The organism is Nocardioides sp. T5, from assembly GCF_048161455.1.
Taxonomy (GTDB): Bacteria; Actinomycetota; Actinomycetes; order Propionibacteriales; family Nocardioidaceae; genus Nocardioides.
In genome coordinates, this window is sequence record NZ_CP182415.1 from 4,387,805 (window position 1) to 4,405,915 (window position 18,111).

General features: G+C 73.1%; 22 protein-coding genes. 6 read left to right on the forward strand and 16 right to left on the reverse strand.

All coding sequences use genetic code 11. The annotated features are described in order from the left end of the window. The first annotated feature begins 23 nt into the window (after positions 1-23). Positions 24-635, forward strand: a complete 612-nt coding sequence (locus tag ACNKF0_RS21470; RefSeq protein ID WP_416954792.1) for a maleylpyruvate isomerase family mycothiol-dependent enzyme — start codon at positions 24-26, stop codon at positions 633-635. A gap of 15 nt (positions 636-650) precedes the next feature. Here ACNKF0_RS21470 and ACNKF0_RS21475 read toward each other — a convergent pair whose 3' ends face one another. Next, positions 651-1,637 carry a hypothetical protein gene (locus ACNKF0_RS21475; RefSeq protein WP_299926704.1) on the reverse strand — a complete coding sequence of 329 codons (987 nt, stop codon included), beginning with the start codon at positions 1,635-1,637 and terminating at the stop codon, positions 651-653. Between the two features lie 136 nt (positions 1,638-1,773). On the opposite strand from ACNKF0_RS21475, the gene ACNKF0_RS21480 reads away from it, so the two are divergent. Next, positions 1,774-2,550 carry an alpha/beta fold hydrolase gene (locus ACNKF0_RS21480; RefSeq protein WP_416954793.1) on the forward strand — a complete coding sequence of 259 codons (777 nt, stop codon included), beginning with the start codon at positions 1,774-1,776 and terminating at the stop codon, positions 2,548-2,550. Position 2,551: 1 nt separating this feature from the next. On the opposite strand, the gene ACNKF0_RS21485 is transcribed toward ACNKF0_RS21480, so the two are convergent. The 4 genes from ACNKF0_RS21485 to ACNKF0_RS21500 form a co-directional block, all read right to left on the reverse strand. Further along, entirely contained in the window at positions 2,552-3,070 is a 519-nt protein-coding gene (locus tag ACNKF0_RS21485) for a GNAT family N-acetyltransferase (RefSeq protein ID WP_416954794.1), read from the reverse strand. A 6-nt stretch (positions 3,071-3,076) separates the two neighbouring features. Beyond that, positions 3,077-4,075 (reverse strand): beta-ketoacyl-ACP synthase III, encoded by a 999-nt coding sequence (locus ACNKF0_RS21490; RefSeq protein WP_416954795.1) that lies wholly within the window; start codon positions 4,073-4,075, stop codon positions 3,077-3,079. A gap of 31 nt (positions 4,076-4,106) precedes the next feature. After that, positions 4,107-4,241, reverse strand: a complete 135-nt coding sequence (locus tag ACNKF0_RS21495; protein WP_299926715.1) for a hypothetical protein — start codon at positions 4,239-4,241, stop codon at positions 4,107-4,109. Positions 4,242-4,329: 88 nt separating this feature from the next. Further along, positions 4,330-4,749 carry a DUF1810 domain-containing protein gene (locus ACNKF0_RS21500; RefSeq protein WP_416954796.1) on the reverse strand — a complete coding sequence of 140 codons (420 nt, stop codon included), beginning with the start codon at positions 4,747-4,749 and terminating at the stop codon, positions 4,330-4,332. Positions 4,750-4,787: 38 nt separating this feature from the next. On the opposite strand from ACNKF0_RS21500, the gene ACNKF0_RS21505 reads away from it, so the two are divergent. Further along, a complete protein-coding gene (locus ACNKF0_RS21505; RefSeq protein WP_416954797.1) occupies positions 4,788-5,405 on the forward strand; it encodes a DUF998 domain-containing protein in 618 nt (205 codons plus the stop codon). Here ACNKF0_RS21505 and ACNKF0_RS21510 read toward each other — a convergent pair. Next, positions 5,399-5,536: a hypothetical protein gene (locus tag ACNKF0_RS21510; RefSeq protein ID WP_299926724.1), complete on the reverse strand. Its 138-nt coding sequence runs from the start codon at positions 5,534-5,536 to the stop codon at positions 5,399-5,401. The two genes, ACNKF0_RS21505 and ACNKF0_RS21510, sit on opposite strands and share 7 nt — an antisense overlap. Positions 5,537-5,743: 207 nt before the next feature. On the opposite strand from ACNKF0_RS21510, the gene ACNKF0_RS21515 reads away from it, so the two are divergent. Beyond that, positions 5,744-6,475 carry a hypothetical protein gene (locus ACNKF0_RS21515; protein WP_416954798.1) on the forward strand — a complete coding sequence of 244 codons (732 nt, stop codon included), beginning with the start codon at positions 5,744-5,746 and terminating at the stop codon, positions 6,473-6,475. Between the two features lie 46 nt (positions 6,476-6,521). Continuing rightward, entirely contained in the window at positions 6,522-7,652 is a 1,131-nt protein-coding gene (locus tag ACNKF0_RS21520) for a nucleotide sugar dehydrogenase (RefSeq protein ID WP_416958602.1), read from the forward strand. Positions 7,653-7,757: 105 nt separating this feature from the next. Here ACNKF0_RS21520 and ACNKF0_RS21525 read toward each other — a convergent pair whose 3' ends face one another. The 10 genes from ACNKF0_RS21525 to ACNKF0_RS21570 form a co-directional block, all read right to left on the reverse strand. Continuing rightward, positions 7,758-9,332, reverse strand: coding sequence for a glycosyltransferase (locus ACNKF0_RS21525; RefSeq protein WP_416954799.1), 1,575 nt, complete (start codon positions 9,330-9,332; stop codon positions 7,758-7,760). A 3-nt stretch (positions 9,333-9,335) separates the two neighbouring features. After that, the gene (locus tag ACNKF0_RS21530; protein ID WP_416954800.1) at positions 9,336-10,733 is read right to left on the reverse strand and encodes a hypothetical protein; all 1,398 of its coding nucleotides are present in this window, start codon (positions 10,731-10,733) and stop codon (positions 9,336-9,338) included. After that, positions 10,699-11,139 carry a hypothetical protein gene (locus ACNKF0_RS21535; protein WP_416954801.1) on the reverse strand — a complete coding sequence of 147 codons (441 nt, stop codon included), beginning with the start codon at positions 11,137-11,139 and terminating at the stop codon, positions 10,699-10,701. Before ACNKF0_RS21535 ends, ACNKF0_RS21530 begins: the two co-directional genes overlap by 35 nt. Positions 11,140-11,141: 2 nt before the next feature. Further along, positions 11,142-12,089 carry a glycosyltransferase family 2 protein gene (locus ACNKF0_RS21540; RefSeq protein WP_299926737.1) on the reverse strand — a complete coding sequence of 316 codons (948 nt, stop codon included), beginning with the start codon at positions 12,087-12,089 and terminating at the stop codon, positions 11,142-11,144. Then, positions 12,089-13,141, reverse strand: a complete 1,053-nt coding sequence (locus tag ACNKF0_RS21545; protein ID WP_416954802.1) for a sulfotransferase family protein — start codon at positions 13,139-13,141, stop codon at positions 12,089-12,091. The genes ACNKF0_RS21540 and ACNKF0_RS21545 overlap by 1 nt, the downstream gene beginning before the upstream one ends. Positions 13,142-13,173: 32 nt before the next feature. After that, positions 13,174-13,578, reverse strand: a complete 405-nt coding sequence (locus ACNKF0_RS21550; RefSeq protein ID WP_299926741.1) for a hypothetical protein — start codon at positions 13,576-13,578, stop codon at positions 13,174-13,176. Further along, positions 13,578-14,324, reverse strand: coding sequence for a hypothetical protein (locus tag ACNKF0_RS21555; protein ID WP_416954803.1), 747 nt, complete (start codon positions 14,322-14,324; stop codon positions 13,578-13,580). The genes ACNKF0_RS21550 and ACNKF0_RS21555 overlap by 1 nt, the downstream gene beginning before the upstream one ends. Continuing rightward, positions 14,321-15,313 carry a hypothetical protein gene (locus ACNKF0_RS21560; RefSeq protein WP_416954804.1) on the reverse strand — a complete coding sequence of 331 codons (993 nt, stop codon included), beginning with the start codon at positions 15,311-15,313 and terminating at the stop codon, positions 14,321-14,323. Before ACNKF0_RS21560 ends, ACNKF0_RS21555 begins: the two co-directional genes overlap by 4 nt. 90 nt (positions 15,314-15,403) lie before the next feature. Continuing rightward, positions 15,404-15,928: a hypothetical protein gene (locus tag ACNKF0_RS21565; protein ID WP_416954806.1), complete on the reverse strand. Its 525-nt coding sequence runs from the start codon at positions 15,926-15,928 to the stop codon at positions 15,404-15,406. Between the two features lie 85 nt (positions 15,929-16,013). Continuing rightward, positions 16,014-17,378: a GH1 family beta-glucosidase gene (locus ACNKF0_RS21570; RefSeq protein WP_416954808.1), complete on the reverse strand. Its 1,365-nt coding sequence runs from the start codon at positions 17,376-17,378 to the stop codon at positions 16,014-16,016. Between the two features lie 75 nt (positions 17,379-17,453). Between ACNKF0_RS21570 and ACNKF0_RS21575 the strand changes: the two genes are divergently transcribed. Further along, on the forward strand, positions 17,454-18,089 hold the full coding sequence (locus tag ACNKF0_RS21575; RefSeq protein WP_416954810.1) for a pirin family protein: 636 nt from the start codon (positions 17,454-17,456) through the stop codon (positions 18,087-18,089). Positions 18,090-18,111: the final 22 nt, after the last annotated feature.

Below are 18,111 nucleotides of genomic sequence, written 5' to 3' on the forward strand. Positions count from 1 at the left end.
TGACCAATTGTGGGAGGCGCGTCATGGACACCGACACGATCTGGCGCCACGTCGACACCGAACGGGCCGCGCTGGCCGACCTCCTCGAAACGCTGCCGGACGACGCGTGGCGGGTGCCCTCGCTGTGCGAGGCCTGGACCGTGCGCGACGTGGCGGCGCACCTCTGCTTCGCCCAGGCGCGCGTCCGCGACGTGCTCGGACCGGCGCTCCGGTCGGGCCTGCGCTACCACGCGACGATCCGCGACACCGCGATCGACAGCCCGCTGACGCACGAGCAGGTCGTGGCCACGCTGCGTGGGTTCGTCGGCTCGCGGCGCAAGGTCCCGGGCGTCTCCGACCTCGAGCCCTTGCTCGACCTCCTGGTCCACACCCAGGACATCTGCGTCCCACTCGGCCTCGACCACCCGGTGCCGCAGGACGCGGCCGTCGCGGCGCTGGAGCGGACGATCTGGTGGTCGCGACGCTTCCCGCTCGGGCCCCGGCTCCGCGGCTTCCACCTGGTCGCCACCGACGTGGCGTGGGAGTGGGGCTCCGGTCGCCGGGTCGAGGGGGAGGTCCGGTGGCTCCTCCTCGCCGCCGCGGGTCGCTCGGTCGCGCACGAGCACCTCAGCGGGGACGTGCGTGCCCTCGCCTGAGCGTGACCAGCGGGCTCAGGCCACGGCCGCCGGCACGGCCACCTGCCGCGCCGACCGCCGCGGCAGCCAGCGCACCGCGCGGAAGGTCTCCTCCGACGAGCCGTAGACGAGCAGCGCGAGGAAGACGCCGTACACCGGCAGGTGGCCGACCATCTCGGTCTGGCCGAAGAGGAGAAGCGTCGCGTTGAAGGGCACCATCGCGACGAGCACGGCCACCTGCGGGAAGGCGCCCGAGATGACGAGCAGCCCGAACAGCAGCTCCGTGGCTCCGGCGATCGCGACGAAGGTCTCCGGCGAGACGTGGACGCCGACGAGCGCGAAGACGTCGAGCGCCGGGTAGCGCTCGAGGGTGTCGACGGCCATCGCCGGGTTGGTGAGCTTCTCGGAGAAGGCGAGCACGATCAGTGCGGCGCCGACGCCGAGGCGCAGCCACAGCAGCGCCCAGCGCAGCTGCGCGCGCGACGGGTGGGCAGCGCCGTGGGCGTCAGGACCGGGCGGTACGACGACCAGGAAGGCCGCGACAGCCGCGAGGTTGGCGCACTCGCCGAGCGCCGTGAAGCCGGCCACCAGGGCGAGCGCCGGGGCGAGGCCGAGGACCAGCGCGGCGGCCGTGCGCAGCTGCCAGCCGGTGACCAGCCAGATGCCGAGCGCAGCCTCGACGAGCAGCAGTGCGTTGCCGCCCGGGCCGGAGAGGTGGTCGTTGGACGGCGTGATGAAGGCACCCGTCGCGGCCAGCGCGAGCAGCGCGACGCCGAGGTGGATCCCGAGCAGGCGCGGCACCCACGGCACCAGCCGGCCCAGCGGACGGAGCACCGGCAGCTCGGGGCGGTCGACCCGGAGGGCGATCGCACGCCACGCCACGGCCACGACGACGACGGCAGCGGTCAGCACGAGCGGCAGCGGCGAGAAGAAGAACGACCAGTCCCCGGCCTGCTGGGACTCGACGAACCAACGCTCGTGGGTGGGCAGGGCAGGCACGAGCACGGCTTCCGGGAGGGTCATGGCTCCACCCTCGTCGGAGGTGAGGGACGCGGTGAGCGGGACAAGGTCCGCAGGTGGCCGGGACCTTGGACCCGAGTCCGCGAGCAGAGCTCTCCAGCAGGGCCGTCCAGCAGGGCCGTCGACGTACGCTCGCGGCATGCCACGTCTCCCGCTGCGCGGCCAGCAGCTCCTGTCCACCGCGGGCGTCCGCACCCGGGCCCGGCCCCACGACGACCCGCACGACCTCGACCGTCCTGCCGGTCCGCCGACGGGTCGGACGATGCTCGGCGAGCTCGGGGCCGGCCTCGACGCGGCCCGCCTGGTCGGCGCCGTCCCGCGGCTGGCCGGGGCTCCCCGCGGCGACGGCCACCTCGTGGTCGACATCCCCGGGTGGAAGGCGCCCGAGCTGACCGGTGCGCCGCTGCGCGCCTACCTCTCCCGACTCGGGTACGACGCCCGCGGCTGGGGCTTCGGCACCAACACCGGCGACCCGCGCCGCGACGTCGAGCGGCTGTCGGAGCGGGTCCGCGACCTGGTCGACGAGGCGGGCCGGCCCGCCTCGCTGGTGGGCTGGAGCCTCGGCGGCGTGATCGCCCGCGAGGTCGCCCGACGGCACCCCGACGTCGTACGTCGCGTCATCACCTACGGCACGCCCGTGGCCGGCGGTGCCCGCCACACCAGCGTGGCCCGCGCCTCCAGCGCGGGTGGGGACGCCGACGCCGACCGCGTCGCCCGCCGACTGGACGCCGCCTCGCCGATCCGCGTGCCGCTCACGGTCCTGTTCTCCCGGCGCGACGGCGTCGTCTCGTGGCAGGCGTGCATCGACCGCTCCACGCCGCAGGCGGAGCACGTCGAGGTGGCGTCGACGCACCTCGGGATGGGGTTCGACCCCGACGTGTGGCGCATCGTGGCCGACCGACTGGCGCGCTCCTGACTCAGCCGGGCGGAGCGAGCTCGATCGAGCCGCTCGCCACCTCGCCGCGCACGGTCTCGTCGGTCATCCCGGCGCGGCGCAGGAGGCGCAGGATGGGCTCGTTGTCCGCCATCATCTCGGCCCGGAACCGCTTCACCCCCACCTCGACCGCCCGCGCGGTGAGCACGCGCAGCAGGGCGGTGGCGAGCCCGCGGCCGTGCCACGTGTCCGCGACCGTGATCGCCAGCTCGGCGTCGTCGGGAGCGGAGGCGTAGCGGATGAAGCGTGCGACGCCGATGATGTAGGTCTCGTCGTCCGGGGAGTGGGCGACGTACGCCTCGTGGCCCACGTGGTCGACGGCGGTGAAGTAGGCCGCCTGGCTGTCGGTCAGCCGTGGGGTGCCCGTCAGGAACCGCCGGTACTGCGACTGCTCGCTCATCAGCGCGAACGCGCGCTGCAGCTCGAAGGCGTCGCTGTCGTGGATCGGCCGGACCCGGACCACGTCGCCGCTGCGGAGCTCCACCTCGCACGCGCCGTCCATCGGCGACTAGCCCAGCGGCGGGAGGGTGACGACCTGGCCGGCGTAGGACAGCCCGGCCCCGAACGCGATGAGCAGTGCGGTCTGGCCGGCCTCCGCCTCCTCCTTGCGCAGCATCGCCTCCATCGCGAGCGGCACGGACGCGGCCGAGGTGTTGCCCGAGTCGATGACGTCGGTGGCGATGGCGACGGAGTCGGGGATCTGGATGTTCTTGGCCAGGGTCTGGGTGATCCGCAGGTTGGCCTGGTGCGGGATGAAGGCGTCGAGCTCGTCGACGGAGACGCCGGCCAGGTCGAGCGCCTCGTGGGCCACCTTCGCCATCGCGAACGGCGCCCAGCGGAAGACGGCCGTGCCTTCCATCTGGACCACCGGGTGGTCGACCTCGGAGTGCCCGCCGAGGCAGCTCGGCGTCTGCGTGATGACGTGGGACTGCGAGCCGTCGGAGCCCCACGCGGTCGGACCGATGCCGGGGACCTCGGACGGACCCACCACGACCGCGCCGGCGCCGTCGGCGAAGATGAACGCCGTGCCCCGGTCGGTCGGGTCCATGAAGCGGCTCAGCTGCTCGACCCCGATCACGAGCACGTGGCTCTCGGCGCCGGATCGCACCATCGACGCGGCCAGGTTGAGGGCGTGGCAGAAGCCTGCGCATCCAGCGGAGATGTCGAACGCGGCCGCGGTGATCCCGAGCGCGGTCGCGACCTGCGGCGCCGACGCGGGCGTGTGCTCGGGGTGGGTCGAGGTCGCGACGATGACGCAGCCGACCTGCTCGGGGCCGACGCCCGCGGCCGCGAGTGCCTTCTCGGCCGCCGAGACCGACATCCCGATGAGCGTCTCGTCCTCACCCGCGAAGCGGCGCGTGCGGATGCCCGACCGGGTCTGGATCCACTCGTCGGAGGAGTCCAGCACCTCGCAGATCTCGTCGTTGGTCACGAGCCGCTCGGGCCGATGGACACCGAGGCCCAGCATCGCGGCGTGCGTGAGCTCGGTGGGCTGCTGGATCGTCATGGCGCGAGCATAGGCAGATCGGCGGCCAGCGCTACTTCTCGCCGGCGGGCTGGGTCTCGGGGATCGGCGAGTCAGGTACCTCGCCGGGGTCGATCGGGGCGACACCGGGGTCACCGGACGGGACGACGTCGGGGTCGGACTCGGGCTCGACTGGTGTGGTGGTCATCTGCAAGTCCTACGCCGGCCCGGCGGACGTCGCAACGACTCCCCACCCGAAGTGGTGGGGCGCAGGACCGACACGGACGGGCGCGGCCTCAGCCGAGCAGGGCGATCGTCCGCTCGTCGGGCCCTCCGTCGAAGAAGCGGTCCAGGACGTCGGGGAAGACCCGCTGGTGGGGGTCGGCGCGCGCGAAGAGCGTCATCGACGAGCGGAGCTTCATCGCGTCGACCGACCCGAGCACCCGCTCGGCGGTCGAGCCGTCGTCCAGCTCGAGCAGGGCGCGGCAGCACGCGAGCAGGCGCGGGCCGAGCACCTCGTGGTCGACGTATGCCCGGGCCTCCTCGAGGCCGGCGAGCTCGTAGTGCTTCGCGGTCGGGCTCTGGCCCAGGCCGGCCACCTGCGGGAACACGAACCACATCCAGTGGCTCGTCTTCCGGCCGGCCCTCAGCTCCGACAGCGCCCGGTCGTAGGTGGCGTGGTCGTCCTGCGCGGCGACGAAACGGTCGAGGTCCATGCGCTCAGTGTCTCCCGGGGCGTGGCTACGTTGGCCGGGTGCCCGACACCCCGACCCGTGCCGTCCGGCTCGGCGCCCTCGTCCTCCTGCTCCGCCCGACCTACGTCGCCGCCGAGGTGGTCACGGCCGCCGCGACGACCGGCGGCTACAGCTTCCTCGCCGACTCGGTGAGCAGGCTCGGCGAGGTCGGGTGCACGGCGGCGTACTGCTCACCGCGCCACGAGGTGATGAACGGCGCGTTCATGGTCTACGGCGTCGCGCTCGCCGGCGGGGCGCTGCTGCTGGCGAGGCCGCTCGGACCGTGGGCGACCGGCCTGCTCGTGGTCTCGGGGCTCAGCTCGTACGCCACGGGGCTCGCGCCGCTCGACCAGGACGCCACGCTGCACGCGCTCGCCGCGACTCCGCTGTTCGTCGCCCAGCCGCTGGCGCTGCTGCTCCTCGGCCACCGCGTCCGGAGGACCCGGCCGCGGCTGGCGAAAGCGCTGCTCGCCACCGGCGTCCTCACCGCCGCGGCGGCGGTGGGATTCGTGCTCTCCGCCGAGGGCCGTGCGGCGGGTGCGCTCGAGCGGGCCGCGCTGTGGCCCGTGCTGCTCGCCCTGGCGGCGTACGCCTGGGCGGTCGGGGTGCGTGGCACCCCGACCCGGACCGCTCAGTAGCGCTTGGCGCCGCGGCGCTCCTGCATCTTCTGCACGGCCTGCTTGATCTTGGCCTGGTTGTGGGGCTTGCGCGCCTCGTCGTAGACCTTCTTGGCGATGCCGAAGGCCGCCATCTTCTTTGCCATACCCATGCCTGGACCGTACCCAGAAGCGGCAAGGCGATCCCCACCCATCCGTGACCCGGGTCACTCCGAACCACTGGGGAGCCGCCATCCGGGCGGGCACGCCGACGAAGGGTCCCAGACCGATGCGCCTCCCCTCTCTCCGCCGTCCGTCCCCCTCCCCGGCCGACCGCGGCTGACCCTCACGTCGGGCAGGCCGCGCGGTAGACATGGACCATGCGCCTGCTCGAGCACCTGGTCGACCGGCTGCGCGACGCGCTCGCCGGTCGGCCGGCGCCGGGTCGGGAACCGCTGTCACCCGACCCGCTGCGCGGTGCGCAGGCCGGCGCGTTCCGTGGGGTGCGCGCCGGCCTCGTACAACCCGATCGGACCACCTGCGGATCGGCCTGCCTCGTCGTCGCGCGGATGCTGGGCGACGACGACTACGCCCAGTGGCTCGGGACCGGTGAGGTCACCGGGCGCCCACGCGACCCCCGTCCGCGAGACCGCCGCTTCGCCGACGAGGTCCTCGCCACGCACGTGCGCACCAACCGCTGGTACTGCGCCTCCGGGGCGCTGCAGGTCGCATGGCCGCGCGCCCTCGGCACCGCTCCGTGGGCCCTGGCGCACGAGCTGAGCGTCACCGGCGGGACGTCCCCACCGGGCACCCGCCACCGCGTCCGGTCGGTCTCGCCGCGACGCCGCGAGGAGGCGTACGACGACGTGGTGCACGCCGTCTCGCTCGGGCACGCCGTGCCGCTCTACGTCGGCAACCGGTCGCTGCCGCGCCACGTCGTGCTGGTCGTCGGCCCGGTCATCGGCGGCGACGACGGGCTGACGGCGTACGACCCGGCGACGGGCCGACCGGCGACGATCACGCGGGACGCCTTCGAGCGTGGCGCCCTCCGAATCTCGGGGTGGTCGGAGCCGTGGTTCGCGGTCCTGCCGGCAGGACGTACGGCACACTGACCGCGTGACCACGAAGATCTCCGTCGCCGGCCTCGGCTACGTCGGCCTGTCCATGGCCGTGCTGCTGGCCCGGCACAACACCGTCGTCGGCCTCGACCTCGACGCCCCGCGCATCGACACCCTGCGCCGCGGCGAGAGCCCGATCCACGACGACGACATCTCCCGTTTCCTGGCCGAGGAGGAGCTCGACGTCACCTTCACGACCGACGCCGAGGAGGCGCACACCGGCGCCGACTTCGTCATCATCGCGACGCCGACCAACTACGACCCCGTCACCAACTACTTCGACACCAGCTCGATCGAGGGCGTCATGCGCGACGTCCACCGCATCGAGCCCCGCGCGACCATGGTCGTGAAGTCCACCGTGCCGGTGGGCTACATCGAGGACGTCCGCGCGCGCCTGGGCATCGAGGGCGTCATCTTCTCCCCCGAGTTCCTGCGCGAGGGGCGGGCGCTGCACGACAACCTGTACCCGGCGCGGATCGTCGTCGGCGAGGACTCCGAGCGGGCCCGCGCCTTCGCCGAGCTGCTGGTCAAGGGCGCCGAGGCCGACGACGTGCCCGTGCTCTTCACCGAGCCCACCGAGGCCGAGGCCATCAAGCTCTTCGCCAACACCTACCTCGCGATGCGGGTGGCCTACTTCAACGAGCTCGACTCCTTCGCACTGTCCCGCGGCCTCGACAGCCGGCAGATCATCGACGGCGTCGGCCTCGACCCGCGCATCGGGACGCACTACAACAACCCGTCGTTCGGCTACGGCGGCTACTGCCTGCCGAAGGACACCAAGCAGCTGCTGGCCAACTACTCCGACGTCCCGCAGACGCTGATCTCCGCCATCGTCGAGGCCAACACCACCCGCAAGGACTTCATCGCCTTCGACATCCTCGACCGTGCGCCGCAGGTCGTGGGCATCCACCGGCTGATCATGAAGGCAGGCTCCGACAACTTCCGCGAGTCGTCGGTGCAGGGGATCATGAAGCGGCTCAAGGGCAAGGGCGTCGAGGTCGTCGTCTACGAGCCCGAGCTCGACGTCGAGGAGTGGTTCGGCTCCGAGGTCACCGATGACCTCGCCTCCTTCAAGGAGCGCGCCGACGTCATCGTCGCCAACCGGATGGTCGAGGAGCTCGCCGACGTGCAGGACAAGGTCTACACGCGCGACCTCTTCGGCGCCGACTGACCGACCTCCCCCCTTCCAAGCGGCAGGAAGCACCCGGTCAGCGCCTCCAAACGGCAGGAAGCGCCCGGTCAGTGCCGCCAAACGGCAGGAAGCGCCCGGTCGGCGTCAGCGGCGGCGGCCGAAGAGCCCGCGCCGGTGGTCGCCGTCCCCGTTGACGGGAGCCGTCGGGTCGTCGGCGGGCTCGCGCGAACCCGCCCCGTGGGCGAGCGCCTTGCGCAGCCGACGCTCGGACTTGTCGGGGTCCATCGGCGGGCGGGCGCCGAGCACGAACCGCTCGACGACGCGCTCGGCGACCGGCACCCAGCCGACCGACGTCGCGGGGTAGGTCTTCACGCCGAACGACTCCTCGAGCAGCGCCTCCGGGTCGTCGCCGGGAGCGGCGAGGCGACCGACGCGGGCCAGCGCCGACGTCCGTTCGAGCCGCGCGGCCGCGCCCGAGTCGTACGACAGCACGCGGGCGCCGTGGTGGGTGCGCTCGAGGTCGTCGAGGAGGGCAGCCAGCGCGGCCGGGAGCGGCGCGAGCGACACGTCGGGCAGCGTCAGCACGAACTCGGCCTCGGAGCCGTTCGGCGCCTCCTCGACGAGGCGCACCCGCGGCTCGTGGACGAACGAACGGTGCACCAGGCGGGTCTCCAGCACCGGGTCCTCGACGGGCTGCACGCGGTCGTCGTGGACGGATCCCCACGGCCCGACGACGGTGACCCGGAGATCGGGCACGTCGCCGTCGAGCAGCGAGTCGACGACGTGGATGGTCTCGTCGGCGGGCCCGGCCTGGAGGACGACCTCGAGGTAGGGCACCTGGTAGGTGCGGCCGCGGCGGTTGCGCTTGGGGCGCATCGTCGGCACGAGGTCGGCGAGGTAGGGGTCGTTGAACCGGTTGACCTGCTCGGCCCGGCGCAGCACCTGCGAGCGCCCGAGGTGCCAGCTGCGGGCCTCGCGGTCGACGACGAAGACGCCGCCGGCCTGGGCGAGCGAGTGCCCGAGGTGCATGTCCTCCCCGAGGCGCAGGGTGCGGTCGAAGCCGTCGGAGTCGAGGTAGAGCGCCTTCGTCACCGAGCCGGTCATCCCGATGTGGTAGCGCTGGGCGCGCGGGCCGGCTGTGCGGAGGTCGTCGGTCTTGGCCCAGTAGTCCTCGACCCACTGGTGCGGCTCGTGCTCCTGGCCGGGGAAGAGGTCGCCCGCCTCGCCGGCCGCCACCCGGTCGCGCACGACGGCCGGGTCGACCTCGAGCAGGGTGGTCGGGTCGACGAAGAGCTTGGCGCCGCCCGGGACGGCGTAGTCGACGAGGTGGTGCCACCGGGCGTGCGCCTCGACCTCCTCGCGGTAGGCCAGCATGTCGGCGTCGTACCAGTGCAGGACGTCGCCGTCGGCCGCGAGCGCGCCGAGGTGGCAGGCGTTGGCGCGGCCCCAGCCCTCCTCGACCCGGATCAGCCGGGTGTGGTCGGGGCGGACCTCCGGCAGCTCCTGCGGCGGCGAGCTCTGGTCGTCGACGACGAGCACTTCGAGCAGGTGCGAGGGGTAGGACTGCGCGGCGAGCCCGGCGAGGACATAGGGCAGCGTGTGCTGGTAGTTGAACGTCGGGACGACGACGGTGACCGACAGCGTCGGCTCCCAGTCGCCGAGCGTCGCAGGGGTCAGCGACCCCCAGTCGTTGTGCCGCACCACCGGCTGCCGCGCCATGTCCTAGCTCCCCCCTGTCGAGTCCGGGCCAGTCCGGTCGAGCGGGTCGACCTCCAACGCCAGGCTGGGCTGGAAGCCCGGCCACTCCGAGGCAACGATGTCAGGTCGGCGGAACTCCTCGTCGTCGCGCTGCCACGTGTGTCCCGCGCCGGTGCGGCGCAGGACGTAGCCGAGGCCGTGGGTGCGGTAGATCCGGCCGCCCGCCGCCTCGACGCCCGAGAGCAGCTGCGCGTCGACGTACCTGCGGACCCGGCGGAAGTCGCCGAGCGCGTGCAGCGTGCCGCGGTCGAGCAGCAGGGTGCCGCCGGCGACGAAGCGGGCGAAGAGCTCCGAGGGGTGGCGGCGCCGCACGGTGAGGGCCTCGCGGTCCGCGTTGGCGTGCAGGTAGACGAACTCCGAGGGCATCCCGACCACGTCGGCGCCGGAAAAGCGGCGGGCCATCAGCAGGTCGTGGACGGCGTCGGGGGCGTACCAGTCGTCGTCGTCGACCTTGAGCAGCACCTCGCTCGACGCGGCCCGCGCCGCGGCGGTGAGGACGTCGCCGAAGAAGGCCGACCCGTCGAAGGTCAGGACCTGGTGCGGCCGGTCGCCGAGGGCCCGGCGTACGGCGTCGCGGTCGGGCTCGAAGCCGTGCGCGGCGAGCACCAGCTCGACCTCCGCGCCCCGCTGCCGGGCGACCTGCCGCAGGGCGAAGTCGAGCATCTCGGGCCGCTTGGTCGACAGCAGCGCGCTGACCGCCGGCAGCCCGACGTGGCGCACACCGGCGCGCGAGGCCAGCGCCGACCTCCACGCCAGGGTCGAGTGGTGGTCGAAGGCCGCGCGGCGCACGGCCAGGCTGTGCTCCTCGCGCCGGAGCGGGTCGTCGAGGTCCACCTCGGCGTCGAGGGCGGCCGCGAGCGGCGGCGCCACGTCGAGCACGCCCTCGGTGACGACCGGCACGCCGGAGATCGCCAGCGCCAGCACGTCGGCGGTGGGGGTGTCGGCGGGGAGGCGCACGCCCTGGAAGGCGCGCGCGGCGGCGACGACGCCCTCGGTGACCGGGCCCGGACCGGCACGGTCGACGAGCCGGGCGAGGTCGACGACGGGGTGGTCCCAGTCCTTGCGGAAGCCGATCGGGTTGAAGACCCGCTCGTCGACCGGCTCGGGACCCGGGTCGGTGACGACGGTCGGGGCGCGGTCGATGACGTGGTGCTCGGCGACGCTCTGCTGCGAGGTGGCTCCGCGGCGGGCGACCACCACGTCGGGCGGCACGTCGCGCTCGGCGTCGCCGGCGTCCGCGACGTCGCGCAGCAGCACCGACCGGGCGTCGAGACCCGGCGCGGCGGGGCGACCGGCGTACGCCACGACGAGGCCGCCGTGGGTGGTGTCACCGGGGCCGGCGGCCTGGCGGGCCATCTCCATCACCACGAGCCTGGGCGCGGGCGCCGGAGGCGAAGCGGGCGACCGTCAGGACGCCGCGGTCACCGGCCTCGCGGGCGGCGAGGTGCACCAGCCGCGGCCACTCCGGGCGCGGCACGAGCACCCACGGCACGGGCGAGTCGGTGAGCCAGCAGGCGACGGCCTTGCACTGCCCGAGGAGGGGTACGGCGCTGGCCATCCGTCGCAGCCGCGCGCGGTCGGCCGCCACGACGAGCACCGAGCCCCAGCCCTTGCGCGGCCCGTCGAGCGTGGACAGCGGGACGACGGTCGGCTCGAGGCCGGGCAGGTCCTCGATGCCGTGCAGCGCGTCGAGGGCGAGGCTGTCGGAGTCGTCGACCAGCACCAGCGTGGGTCCGGGCAGGCGGAGGTCGTGGAGAGGGTGGGTCACGGTCACACGTGCTCCTTCGGCCCTCGGTGCCTCAGGGCGGCGGGCAGCGAGTGCTGCACGAGCGGTCGGGGCTGGCGCCAGAGCCAGTCGCGGCTGACGTGGTCGATGATGTGGACGCCGGCCGGCGCGGTCACCTTCACGAGCCCGCCGAGTGCCTCGGGGTCACCGTTGCGGATCGCCTCGTCGACCTCGAACTCCCGCAGCTTGCGGTAGAGCCGGGTGTTGGTGAAGTCGACGCCGTCGCGGCGCCAGTGGGCGTACTCGTCGGCGTCGAGCCACTTCACCTCGACGACCAGCCCCTGCTGGAGCACGATCCGCTCGATGCCGGGCGGCTGCTCGCGCAGCTCCCAGTCGAAGGCCTTCACGAAGGTCGTGTCCGGGCCCATCGGGTAGACCCACGGCTCCAGGAAGCGCAGCGACAGGTCGAGCCAGCCGGTGGACTCGTCGACCACGGTCAGCGGGTGGCGCGGCATCGCGACGATCGCGCGGGTGGGCTGGAGCTGCCATGCCAGGTCGCGCAGGATCCCGGCGCCCTCGGGCGTGAGCACCATGTCGCCGTCCCACTTCATCGAGTAGGTCGTGCGGACGTGGGAGAAGCACCAGTTGTAGAAGTGGGTGAGCGAGTGGACGCTCGTGGCCGGCGTGGCGAGGTGCTCGCCACCGGCGCGCGCCACCTGGTGGGGGTAGTCCAGGACGGTGAGGCGGTCGGTGGCCCCGCACTGCTCGGCGACGGCGCGCGCGACGTCGGCGGTGCCGTCGTCGGAGCCGTTGTCGACGACCAGCACGTGGTCGACCGCCGAGAAGACCGGCGGCAGCACCCACGGCAGGTTGCGCGCCTCGTTGCGGACCCGGAAGACGCACGTCAGCCCGGGGACCAGCGGCTCGCCGGACGTCCAGGGCCACGTGACGTCGTACGCCGGGTCCCCCTCGAGGGAGGCGATGTCGGGCATCAGGCGGGCCGCTCCCGGCCGATCACCCGGCGCAGCTTCTGCCGGGCCGCGGGCGGCACCATCGCGCGGACTGCGTGCGGCACCCGGTCGGCGCCGCTGCGGGCGGCCTGTCCGGCCTCGCGCCGGGCCTCCGCGGCGGCGGCGCGCCGCTGGGCCACGACCGTCGAGTGGGCGAACGCCTCCGCCTCGGCGTACTGCTCGGCGTAGCCGGTGCGCAGCTGGTCGCACCACTCCTGGTTCTTCGCGGAGTCGTCGGCGGCGATCGAATCGAGCGCCTGCCACGTCTCGTCGGCGAGCTCGCGGAGCCGGTCGGGCACGCCGATGTCGTCCCAGGTCGCCGTGACGCGGCGCAGCGAGGGGTCGATGAAGCGGTGCACCTCGGCGATGTCGACGGCCATCGCGGTCTTCACACCGGCCAGGTCGAAGGCCTCGCCGAGGGCGAAGACCGGCTGCGTCCAGTCGTCGAGCAGGTCGCCGTAGTGGACGAAGGCGCGCTGCTGGCCGCGGGTGGCGCGCTCGGTGTGGAGCATCATGTTGACCCACGCGGCGGTGCGGGTGATCGCGCCCTGGTCGGAGCCCGCGCCGACCTTGCCGTAGTAGGCCTGCTTGGAGCCGACCACCTCGGTGACCGGGCGCAGCATGGTGACGTACGACGACGTGGCGCCGCAGCGGTCGGCCGCGGCCCGCCACAGGCCGAGGAACCAGGCCGCGCGGGGGTCCTTGACGACCAGCTCGTCGCCGAGGTCGAACTGTCCCTCCAGCCACGCGGTGACGCGCTCGCGGGTGGCGTGGTCACCGCTGGTGGTGCCGGTGTCGAGCCACGCGCGGGGCCGGGCGTCGGAGACCTGGACGTTGCTCCGGGCGAGGAGCTCGGTGTGCAGGTCGACGACCCAGCGCGGCTCGCCGAACCCCTTGGGGTTGGTGGCGTCGGCGACCACCTCGGGCTGGGGCACGTGCAGGCCGAGCGTGCGCAGGGTGCCGGCCATCGTGCTCGTGCCGCTGCGGCCCGAGCCGACGACGAACACGACGCGGCGACTGGTGGGCTCGGTCATGATCGGAGCCTATCGGGGGCGCCGGGCACCGCTCAGTGCTCGGGGGTCGCCCGCTCCTGCTGGGCCCGCGCGGCGGCGTCGGCCTCCAGGAAGGCCTCGTCCTGCTCGAGCTCCTCGCGCAGGGCGGACAGGCTCGAGCCGAGGTGGGCGCGGGCGGCCTCCGCCGTCGGGTCGTCGTCCGCGCCGGACGCGATGTCGCGCCACGACGTCTCCCCGGCGTCGACGCGGCGCTGGAGGCGCTCCTGGTCGGGGCCGAGCTCGCCGCGGCGGGCCTGCGCCTGGAGGTCGGCAATGCGGCGGGCCGACTCGGCGCGGAACTTGTCGCGCTCGGCGCTGAGGTGGGCGGCCAGGCGACGCAGCGACGCTGAGGCCTCGTTGGCCTGGCGGCGCGAGTCCTGGAGGGCGGCCTGCAGGCCGGGGTCGTCGGAGAGGGCCATCAGAATCCTTGCTGGGCGGAGTCGTCGGTGCGGTTGCCGGCCGAGGAGTGCTGGGCGGTGCTGATCGAGGTCAGCACGGCGTTGGCGCCGCCGAGGCCGGCGTTGACGTAGCGCAGGACCTTGAGCAGTGCCTGCGCCGCCTCGGTGAGCTTCTCGATCGCCCGCAGGCCGTCGTGGATCAGCTCCACGATGCGGCGGGCCTTGCCGGGTGCGGAGACGCCCGCCTTGAGCCAGCCGATCGGGCCCGCGAGACCCGAGATGATCAGCTCCTGGATGACGCCGTCGATGAAGTCGATGGCGATGACCAGCACGTCGAGGGTGGCCTTGCCGACCTCGATGACGTGGCCGAGCTGCTCGGCGATGTAGCCCGAGGCCTCCTGCTGGTCGGCGTGCATCTCACCGATGTCGGCCATCCGCGACGCCGCGGTGCTGCCGGCCGGTCCGGTCCACACGGAGGGGAGCTGCTGGCCCAGCGAGGTGTAGTTCTGGCCGACCCCGGCGCAGGCGTTGCCGACGTTGCCCCACGCGAGCTGCATGGACGACACGGCGTTGAAGTCACCGGCCACCGGCTTGAAGAGCGCCTCGAGCAGGCTCCAGCCGGTGATCTTGTCGACGATGCCGTCGATGGCCGGGATGATCAGGCCGCACTCGCCCTTCTTGTCCTCGATGTACTGGCCCTGGGTGCCCGGCGGGGTGCCGCCGGCCACCGCCGACAGCGGGTTGACGTGCTCGGTGATGGTGGTCATCGTCCGGCCCACTCCTGTGCGGTCTCGTCCTCGTCCTGGGACTGGTAGTCGTCGTAGCTGTCGAGGTCCTCGGCGTTGTCGCCGATCTCGGTGACGCTGTCGACCAGGTCGTTGACCTGCTCGACCGTCTCCTTGCCCTCGTTGTAGAGGTCGTTGTAGGTGCTGGCCGTGCTGCCGATGTCGCGGCGCCGGTCGTGGTCGGCGGAGTCGCGCGAGCGCGAGTCGGCGTAGGCGTCGTTGGCGCGCTCGCGGGCGTCCTCGGGGCTGGCGCCGTCAGCGATCGCGCGGTCGTACTCGTTGTTGTAGGCGTCCTCCGCGGTGCGGTTGATCCGGTCGTGGTTGATCGTGTCGGCGTGCCCGTCGATGCCGTCGGTCTTGGCGAACTGCAGCGCCTCCTCGTCGGAGTAGCCCAGCGAGCGGTAGTACTGGTACTCGTCCGTTCGGCGCTCGAAGGCGTCGGTGACCGCGTCGGAGGCGGCCTTCTGCGGGTCCATCCACGGCGGCGGCTTGTCGACGTCGTTGCCGGGCCTGACCTTGTCGCCCACCGCGGAGGCGCCGTCGGAGATGCCGGGGTGCTTGTCCTCGAGGTCGGGGATCCTGCTGCCGTCCTGCGGGGCGTTGGACAGCGGCCCGCCCGGGGTGTCGTTGCCGCTGCCGGCCGGCGCGTAGGGCGGGAAGCCGGCCGGGTCGGGGGCGAGCGCGCGGAAGCGGTCGTACGTCGCCTCGTCGGTGTCGAGGTAGTCGTCGCGCGAGTCGATGAAGGCGTCGCGCACCTTGTCGGCGACGGCGCGGGAGTCGCGCAGCCCGTCGTGGGCCGTGGCGACGGCCGACTCGTAGCTGCCCTGGAAGAGGTTGAGCACTCCGGAGAACGCGCCGAAGTTGCTGCAGGAGGCGCCGATGTAGTCGTCGATCGCGCCGATGTGGTCACGCTGCTGGGATGCGAGGCGCGACGACGCGGTCAGTGCGTCGGGGTCCACCTGGAAGCTCACGGGGCAGGTCCTTCGTCGATCTCGTCGAGACGGTCGTGGTCGACCCCAGTCCTACCCGACGAGGTCGCCGTCAAACCCCGGAACGCGCGATCAGACGGGCGATCCGGCCTTCTTCGCCCGCGACCTGACCCGGAACCAGCCGACGACCATCGCGAGCAGCACGACGAAGCCGACCGCCCACGCGAGCGTCGATCCCCACGCCCGCTCGACCGTCGTACGCCACTCGCCGCCCTGCTCGTAGACGGTGATCTCGTCGCCCTTCTCGACGTCGCCGAGGGGGCGCAGCTCGTAGAGGGCGGAGGCCTGCTCGCCGTCGGGCAGCTCGAAGACGACCGAGGAGTACTCCGTCGCTTGCTGGCCGGCCCGGCTCGGGCCGAGCTCCTCGAACCCGACCACCGTCGCCTGCTGCGTCTCGACGCCCGACGGCGGCTGCCGGCTGTCCCAGAAGTCGAAGAGCCGCCACCCGACCACGACGAGCATCACCAGCAGCAGGACCAGCGCGATCCACGTCATCCCGTGGTTGCTCGACCGGCCCCCGGAGAAGCCGCCCTCCGCGCCGGGCGCCCCCGGACGGTCGGGCACGGGGCGGTCGGGGACGGGACGCTCGTCGGCCATGGCGGAAGTCAACCACCCGATATCTGAGGACGTCGTGGACGGGTCGGGCCCTCCACCACGTGCGTGGCGTCCTCAGACATCTGCCTCAGAGGTGCTGGGGCTGGGCCCTGATCAGGTCGGCGTACCAGTGGAACGACTTCTTGGGAGTCCGCTGCTGCGTCTCGTAGTCGACGTGCACCAGGCCGAAGCGCTGGGTGTAGCCCTCGGCCCACTCGAAGTTGTCCATGAGCGACCAGCAGTAGTAGCCGCGGACGTCGACGCCGCGCTGGATGGCCTCGGAGACGGCGTTGACGTGGGCGCGGAGGTAGTCGATGCGCGCCTGGTCGTCGACGACGCCGTCCGCGTCGGGGCCGACGTTGTAGCTGCAGCCGGACTCGGTGATCACGATCGGCGGCAGGGCGGCGCGGAAGCGGGCGCGGAACATGACCAGCCACTCGCGCAGCGCGTCGGGGACGATCGGCCAGCCGAAGTCGGTGGTCGGGTAGCCGACGACCTCGCGCAGGTCGAAGGGGATCTCGGAGTCCTCGTCGGCGGCCGCGACCTTCAACGGGTTGTAGTAGTTGACGCCGTAGAAGTCGAGCGGCTGCCGGATCGTGGCCAGGTCGCCGTCGGCCATCACGCCCTCGAAGAGCGGCATCAGGTCGACGGGGTAGCGCCCGAGGAGCATCGGCTCGAGGAACGTGCCGTTCCAGAGGGCGTCGAAGATCTTGCTCATCCCGACGTCGGCGTCGTCGTCGCTGGCGGGCCAGATCGGGGCGTGGTTGTTGGCGCACCCGATCGACGTCGCCCCGGCCTGGCGCAGCTCGATGGCGGCGCGGCCATGGGCGAGGAGCAGGTGGTGGGCGGCCGGGAGGCAGTCGAACAGCATCGCCTTGCCGGGGGCGTGGGTGCCGAGGCCGTAGCCCAGGATCGAGGCGACGTTGGGCTCGTTGACCGGGATCCAGTGCGCCACGCGGTCGGCGAACCGCTCGCCGACGATGGCGGCGTACTCCGCGAAGCGCTCCACGGTGTCGCGGTTGAGCCAGCCGCCGTCGTCCTCGAGCGCCTGCGGGAGGTCCCAGTGGTAGAGCGTGACCATCGGCTCCTGGCCGTTGGCGAGCAGCGTGTCGATGAGCCGGTCGTAGAACGCCAGACCCTTCTCGTTGGCCGGGCCGCGGCCCGTCGGCTGGATCCGGGGCCAGGCGATCGAGAAGCGGTAGCCGCCCGTGCCGAGCTCCTTCATCAGCGCGACGTCCTCGTCGACGCGGTGGTAGTGGTCGCACGCGACCGCGCCGCTGCTGCCGTCGGCGACGCGTCCCGGCTCCGCGGTGAAGGTGTCCCAGATGCTCGGGCCTCGGCCGTCCTCGGCGACCGCACCCTCGATCTGGTAGCTCGCCGTGCTGGTGCCGAAGCGGAAGCCGGGAGGGAGCAGGGGGAAGTCCTGCGGGGGGTCTGCATGCGGGGGTGGCACATCCGCGAAGATATCGGCATGAGCATGGCCCTGTACGCCGGTTCAGACAGGTCGTCGGACACTGTCAAGGGGCGCTTGACCAGGCACTCCTTCTCGTTCGGGCCCCACTACGACCCCGCGAACCTGGGCTTCGGACCGCTCGTCTGCCACAACGACGACCGCCTCGATCCGTCCGCCGCGGACGTCGCCGGCTACCCCGAGCACCCGCACACCGAGCTCGAGATCGTCACCTGGGTCCTCGAGGGGGCGCTCGTGCACACCGACGTCGCCGGCGGCCGTCACGTCGTGGAGGCCGGCCGCGCCCAGGTCCTGTCCGCCGGCACCGGCGTCCGCCACAGCGAGGTCGCCGACGCGCAGTCGGGGCGCTGCGGGTTCGTCCAGGCCTGGCTCACCCCGTCCGCGCCGGGGGCCGTGCCGTCGTACGCCCTGGGCGAGGCGCCGCCGTCGTCGTCCGGACTGGTGGAGGTGGCGGGCGGCGACGGACTGCCGATCGGGACGACCGGCGCTCGGCTGCTGCTCGCGCGGCTGTCCCCCGGTGAGTCGGTGACGCTCCCCGACGACCCGCGCCAGCACGTCTTCGCGGCCACCGGGGGCGTCTCGCTCGACGGGCTCGACCTGCGCGCGGGCGACGCCGTGCGCCTCACCGACGAGCCGGGGCGCACGGTCCGCGCCAGCGAGCAGACCGAGCTCCTCGTCTGGTCCTTCGCCTGACCGCTGGTTGAGCAGGGCTCCG